This is a genomic window from Nonomuraea sp. NPDC048916, from assembly GCF_040649575.1.
Classification (GTDB): domain Bacteria; phylum Actinomycetota; class Actinomycetes; order Streptosporangiales; family Streptosporangiaceae; genus Nonomuraea.
This window is the reverse complement of the sequence record NZ_JBEZFS010000086.1, coordinates 1-5,978: the sequence shown is the minus strand read 5'-3', so window position 1 is coordinate 5,978 and position 5,978 is coordinate 1. Positions and strand designations below refer to the sequence as shown.

General features: G+C 65.1%; 7 protein-coding genes. 3 read left to right on the top strand and 4 right to left on the bottom strand.

Features of this window, described 5'->3' with window-relative positions:
- Both AB0C16_RS39640 and AB0C16_RS39635 read right to left on the bottom strand, forming a co-directional pair.
- Positions 1-538: transposase (locus tag AB0C16_RS39640; protein WP_357691236.1), on the bottom strand; the 538-nt coding region annotated here is incomplete at its 3' end.
- Positions 539-1,152: 614 nt separating this feature from the next.
- A complete protein-coding gene (locus AB0C16_RS39635) occupies positions 1,153-2,058 on the bottom strand; it encodes a LysR family transcriptional regulator (protein WP_357691234.1) in 906 nt (301 codons plus the stop codon).
- Positions 2,059-2,372: 314 nt separating this feature from the next.
- Between AB0C16_RS39635 and AB0C16_RS39630 the strand changes: the two genes are divergently transcribed.
- From AB0C16_RS39630 to AB0C16_RS39620, 3 genes are all read left to right on the top strand, one after another.
- Positions 2,373-3,041: a hypothetical protein gene (locus AB0C16_RS39630; RefSeq protein ID WP_357691232.1), complete on the top strand. Its 669-nt coding sequence runs from the start codon at positions 2,373-2,375 to the stop codon at positions 3,039-3,041.
- Between the two features lie 1,028 nt (positions 3,042-4,069).
- A complete protein-coding gene (locus AB0C16_RS39625) occupies positions 4,070-4,234 on the top strand; it encodes a hypothetical protein (protein ID WP_357691230.1) in 165 nt (54 codons plus the stop codon).
- Positions 4,231-4,785, top strand: coding sequence for an ImmA/IrrE family metallo-endopeptidase (locus AB0C16_RS39620; protein WP_357691228.1), 555 nt, complete (start codon positions 4,231-4,233; stop codon positions 4,783-4,785). The genes AB0C16_RS39625 and AB0C16_RS39620 overlap by 4 nt, the downstream gene beginning before the upstream one ends.
- Here the strand turns inward: AB0C16_RS39620 and AB0C16_RS39615 are convergent.
- Both AB0C16_RS39615 and AB0C16_RS39610 read right to left on the bottom strand, forming a co-directional pair.
- Positions 4,769-5,005 (bottom strand): hypothetical protein, encoded by a 237-nt coding sequence (locus AB0C16_RS39615; protein ID WP_357691226.1) that lies wholly within the window; start codon positions 5,003-5,005, stop codon positions 4,769-4,771. The genes AB0C16_RS39620 and AB0C16_RS39615 overlap by 17 nt on opposite strands.
- A 258-nt stretch (positions 5,006-5,263) precedes the next feature.
- Positions 5,264-5,978, bottom strand: a 715-nt coding sequence (locus tag AB0C16_RS39610) for a WD40 repeat domain-containing protein (protein WP_357691224.1), incomplete at its 5' end; no start/stop codon positions are given.

The following is a 5,978-nucleotide window of genomic DNA, read 5'->3' as shown; positions in this document are numbered from 1 at the left end:
CCCAGCCGGGCGCGGCGGCCGAGATCGCCTCCAGCGCCGCCCGCACGCATTCCCCGGCCAGCTCCAGCCGGTTCAGATCGCGGACCGCGCCGAGCACATGCGTTGAGTCGGTGCGCTGCTTGCCGCCCGCCTTGACGAGCCCCTTGTTGCGCAGGTGGGCCAGCAGCGCATCCAGCGCCTTCTCCTCCAGCTCATGCGCGACGACCCGGGCACGGAACTTCGATAACACGGTGTAGTCGAATCCGTGATCATCCAGCTCCAGGCCGAGTCCGTATTTCCAGTCGATGCGCCCCCGGACCGCATCGGCGGCCTGCCGGTCGGTCAGGTCCTCGGCGAACTGCAGCACCGTCACCAGCGCCAGCATGGCCGGAGACTCGGCTGGCGCGCCCCGGACACCGAACGCCCCGGCGAACTCGGCGTCGGTGAACACCTCACCCAGCTGGTCACGAATCGTCATCGGCAGGCTGCCCTTGGGGAAAGCCGCCCGTGCCACCTGCGCGGTCGCTTCCGGAACCTGCGGCACCGCCCGCGGCTGCATCGACATCACATGCCCCATCCTGCGGCCGTCGAGGGGAGGGTCACGGCACGCAGAGACGATCTTTCACCCCAGCGCCACCCTGAACTCGGAAGTCGCCCGGCGTGTCAGCAGAATTCGGCAACAGGGTCTCGGTCACCACGCCAGCGTAGAGACTATGCCGCCTCCGCTTCGCCCCGTTTACGGCCGGGTGCTGGCGCATTCTGGGGTGTTCATCTAACGACCGTTAGATGAACGCCCGAACGGGGCCCACCTCGATCACCGTGCGGTGTCCTGCAGCAGTCCGGCCACCTTCTAAAACCATGTTCGCCTTTCCGTCACCAAGGCACAGGTGACGGAAAAGGCGAACATGGTCCGAGGTCAGATCCCGAACAGCTCTAGCTGCTCGCCCTGGGCGAGTTCAGGCTCCTCCGGATTCACCAGCTTCAAGCAACGCAAGCAGGTAACCGGCCTGCGCTCCGGGTGGGTCGAGCCTGGATCCCAGCCGCTGACACCGACCATGCAAGCCGGGCCGAGCATCCGCTCACCACCCAGCCATCGGGTCATCACGGCCGCGTGGACGATCCCCCTGGAGCGCACCCGCAGGTTGCAGTCCGACAGTTATCCACTGAGCGTGCCTACAGCAGGCGGGGGCCGAGAGCCTGGAAGGCTTTCACGATGGCGTGAACGGCACCACGCCGGTCGGTGCGCCGGCATGCGACGTGGAAGACCATAGGGGCGGCGCCGGTCAGCGTCACCGCCCGCAAGTAAGGGTTCAGGAGCGGAGCGATCTCCGCGAGGGTGGCTATCACGGCTGTGCTATCGGCGGTATGGCGCAGGACGTGGGTGAGGTTCCCGGCGTCGGTCTCGACCAGGCGAGCCTCCCGGCGTGGCCGTACATCCTCAAGCCAGAACCGGTTCATCCACTCGTCGGCGGCGGCCGGGTTGTACAGGATGGGGTGCTCACTGAAGTCCTCCACATTCATCGTCTTCGCATCGGCGAGGGGATGCCGGGCGGCGACCACGCCGATGCGCACACTGGTGGTGGCCAGAGGGTAGGAGTTCACAGCGGGATGCCGCACGGGCGCGGTGGTCCACAGGACGTCTACCTGATGCTCGGGCAGGCAGTGGGTGAGCGCGGAAAAGGGAACGTCCCGGCGCACCAGCCGGGCCTCGGGGAAGCTGAGGCGGACCGCTCGGGCGATGCCGATCATGTCGGTGTGTCCAAGGATCACGCCGAGGCCGGCGGGGACACCAATCCGCAGCGTGTAGCGGGCGGGTGCGGCCCGGGCACTGTCGCGGGCGGCACCGGCCTGAACGATCAAAGGTTCGGCGGCGATCGCGAACCGCCGGCCCGCGGAGGTCACGGCGAGCACTCCCGCAGGGCCTCGCTCGACGAGGACGACCCCGAGTTGTCCTTCCAGCCGTTGAATGCGCTTGGTCAACGCCGATGAGGTCATGTGCAGCCGCACGGCCGCACGCCCATAGTGCCGCTCCTGCACGAGCACCAAGAAGTCAGTGACCAAACCGAGGTCCAGATCCATGCGCACCCCTGCGTGGTGGATGAGCCGGGCGACCGATCCAAGACGCTGAGTCAGGAACATTAATCAGTGGTCGCTGCTTCAAGTCTCCGGCAGTTGTCAAGACCTGATTCCTCATTGGAACGAGGAGGGAGTCGCGCTCCGCCGATGCGTGTAGAACAAAGTCACCCGTTAAGGCGACCACCACGACGACGGACGGTGATCATCGGCACTACACAATAGCCCTGTCAGGTGCGCGGAGATGATCGCGTGGGCGCGCAAGGGACGAGGATCGTCCCGTCCTTGATCTGCCACACCTAAACGGCTACGCCCCATTTATGAATCTTTTTGATCAATATAGTCTCCTTTTGTCCAACCAATCATCGAGAGGGAAACCGATGAAGGAAGAATCCAACATCAGGCGATTACCGCGCCGTTCCGTGCTAACCGGCACGCTCGCGCTCGGCCTGTCTGCGGTGGCGGCCGAATCCGTGTTCTCGCCCACTCCGGCGGCAGCGGAGCCCCTGTACACATCTTTCGGCTGGCGGTTCTGCAAGAGATGTTTCGCCCTGTTTAGGCTTAGTGCATCCGGCTTTACTAATCTCTGCCCACGCATTGGCCCGCATGAGGCCGCCGGCTGGGTCTTCAAGCTGACGTACAACCGGGAAAGCAGCGGCAGAGGCGAGACCTCCCGCATCCAGGCCAACTGGCGGCAGTGCAACAAATGCTCGGCCCTCTACTGGGGCGACGAACCCGGAAGATGCGCGAACCGCGGTGGGATATATAGGCACGAATACACTATTTCTGGTAGGCCTTACAACCAGTTCCTCCTGCCGCACGACCGAGGCCAGCCACGTGGGACGCAGAACCAATGGCGGTTCTGCGTGCAGTGTTCCGTGCTGTTCTACAACGGCTCCGCCAAAAAGGGTAAATGCCCCGGCTACCGCGACGGTCACAAAGCCGCTGGATACGACTTCTCCATCTATGTTCAGGACTACCAGGGTTGAGGAACCCAGGAACAGCGGTTAGCGCTGAGAATGATCTTGATCGGAACGTGACATCCGGTTTCGGTGTGTGATCGTCGCTTTGACGGTGATCAGTGACATCTCTACCGTTCTAGGGGTCCCGGTAGCAATGGCGGGAAATCCAACGGATATACCCCTGACCTGCTCTGATCTGAGGGCGTTGCATGGCTGGTGAGCCGGTTGGTGGGCGAGGCGGGCTGGGCCGAGGATGCCGCTGACCTCGCCGGGGTGCTCCACGTCGACGCCGACGAAGCGATATCCGTTGGATTTTCCGCCATTGCTACCGGGCCCCCATGAATGCCCTCTGGCACGGTGATTCCGTCACCACGGGTCGCGCTGACGGAATAGCGGGCAGGTTCGGGTCGATGCCGAACAGAGAGGACACAATGAACGTTTTTCAACCTCCTGGACGCCTGCCCTGATCACAGCATGATCGCGATGCTGCCATTCGGCAGGTGAACGCAAGGAAGCTCCTGGTAGACGGGTTGATCACCACAACCATCACCGTCACAACCAGGAGCTTCAGGTGCTGTTCTATCGTGCCGCCGTCGATTTGTCGCATCAGACCCTGAACTACGTCGCCGGGGTGATCCGGCGCCACCGTAAGTCCAAGAGGTGTATCCATTCACGCCTGCGATTGATTAGGCGTTTTGTGGTGGCATCCAGGGGGTTCCGGCAAGGGCGTCGCGGATGGCATCGAGTGGGTGGATGCCGTGGTTGCGGGCGGTGCCGAGGTAGGAGCGGTTATCTTCGGTGACTCTCGGTTGTGCAGCAAGTACTTCAAGTAGTGTGAGTGGCTACTTGACGCACAGTATCTGGAGGTCCGTACGGCATGTTGGGCAGGTCGGGTACGGCGGAGCGGCACTACTGGGCTGAACGAGCGGTGGGGGTTTTTCAATCCGATCTCCGAGCGGACCGCGTCGCCGCTGGACCAGGCGATCAGCCATTTGCGGACTGATCCCCGGCTTACCGAGGATGCCTCGGAGAAGATCAGCGCGATGCTGCGAGGTATGTACGACGCTCTCGCTCGTGATGCGGTTCCTCGCAAGGCCCCCGTGGCCTGCCATCTGCGCGCCAGTTCGGTCCTGCGGCCCGGCGTGCCGGAGCGACTGGGGACCATTTTGACCGACATGCACGACGCACTCGTCCGGAAGATCGAGGTCGGAGAGCTGTGACCCTTCCGCGCGGCTTCAAGGCCAACGCAGAACGCGAGGCGGTCCGCCTACGCAACCAGATGGGCTTGCCGCCCAACGCTGGGATCGACATCCGCGCTCTCGCCGACCACCTCGAAATCAAGATTGTGAGCGGTGACACGCTCGTCGACCGGGCCGCGTTCGAGGACCTGGAGCGGATGCAAGCCTTCGCCCTTTCCGCGGCCACGTTCAAGATCGACGGCAAGAACTACATCGTCACCAATCCGCTCCGGACGCCTGGGCGGCTCAGCAGCGATGTCGCCCACGAGGTCTCGCACATCATGCTGGAGCACGACCTCACCGAACTCCGCGAGGTCGGTGGCATCCCCTTCCGGACCTGCATGCCCGAGCAGGAGGAGCAGGCCACCGCGATGGGTGGGATCCTCCTGTTGCCGCGGCCGCTGCTCATGACGGCCGCCGCCCGCGGCATGACCCCGGAGCAGATCGCGGCCAGCTACGAGGTCTCTCCGGAGATGGCCAGATACCGGCTCAACACCACCGGCGTGGCCAAGCAGCTCAGCCAGCGGAGCTGAACAGGGCCTGACAGCGGGTCGCGGCGCCGATCTCGGCGTCGGCGACGTCGGCGAGCGGCCGGTCGCGGCCGAGCAGCGCGATGGTCCGGTCGATGGCCGAGGTGTAGGCGCGGTGGGTGTTGAGGTTGGCCGTGCGCGGGGTGGCGAGGAAGGCGTCGGCAGCCGCGGCGAGGCTGACGTCCTTGCCGCGAAGCGCGGCGACCTTCGGCGCCGCGCTCATGCCGACCTCGCGACGTCTACGGCGATGTACCGGATAACGTGCCGGAGTCGCGCACCGTCCCGGTGAGGGCTTCTCCTGGTCGCCGCGCCGCCATGATCGCCCATGTACGTGATAATAGACCATTATCACATACAGCCAAGTGGCGATCAGGTAGGTGATGCAGTTGGCAGCGATGTGCGTGGCCGGGTCAGCTGATGGCCCGGTTAAGGGGCCTCGGGGGCGCTCACGATGGATGAGCGGCTCCGGGCACATGCCCGGTCAGCAGGATTTTCGGTACGCAGGACCTGGCAGCACGTACCGCTCCCATTCCTCCGCGGTAAAGGACCGCCCCACCTGAGCACACAGAAATGGCAAGGGGTCGACGAGATAGCTCACGTCCCACAACCGCACCGTCCCGTCGTCGCCGCCGCTGGCCAGGGTCTTGCCGTCCGGCGTGAACGCTACCGAGGAGACCCCGTCGTGACGGCCGGTGAGCGGACGGCCGGTGAGCGGAGCGCCGATCTGACGGCGGGTGTCGGTGTCCCACAACCGCACCGTCCCGTCGTCGCCGCCGCTGGCCAGGGTCTTGCCGTCCCGCGTGAACGCTACCGAGGAGACCCTGTCCTGACGGCCGGTGAGCGGAGCGCCGATCTGACGGCGGGTGTCGGTGTCCCACAACCGCACCGTCCCGTCGTAGCCGCCGCTGGCCAGGGTCTTGCCGTCCGGCGTGAACGCCACCGAGGAGACCTCGCCCTGGTGGCCGGTGAGCTTGGCGATTTCCTTGTGGGGGGTCACGGTCATGTCCCACAACCGCACCGCCCCGTCTGCGCCGCCGCTGGCCAGGGTCTTGCCGTCCGGCGCGAACGCCACCGAGAAGACCCCGACCTGGTCGCTGGTGAGCTTGGCGATTTCCTTGTGGGGGGTCACGGTCATGTCCCACAACCGCACCGCCCCGTCTGCGCCGCCGCTGGCCAGGGTTTTGCCGTCCGGCGCG

Bases quoted from the DNA above. Each gene is read 5' to 3' on its own strand.
- AB0C16_RS39615 (WP_357691226.1), bottom strand. From the start codon at position 5,005: ATGAGCGCGGCGCCGAAGGTCGCCGCGCTTCGCGGCAAGGACGTCAGC.
- AB0C16_RS39630 (WP_357691232.1), top strand. From the start codon at position 2,373: ATGAATCTTTTTGATCAATATAGTCTCCTTTTGTCCAACCAATCATCG.
- AB0C16_RS39625 (WP_357691230.1), top strand. From the start codon at position 4,070: ATGTACGACGCTCTCGCTCGTGATGCGGTTCCTCGCAAGGCCCCCGTG.
- AB0C16_RS39635 (WP_357691234.1), bottom strand. From the start codon at position 2,058: ATGGATCTGGACCTCGGTTTGGTCACTGACTTCTTGGTGCTCGTGCAG.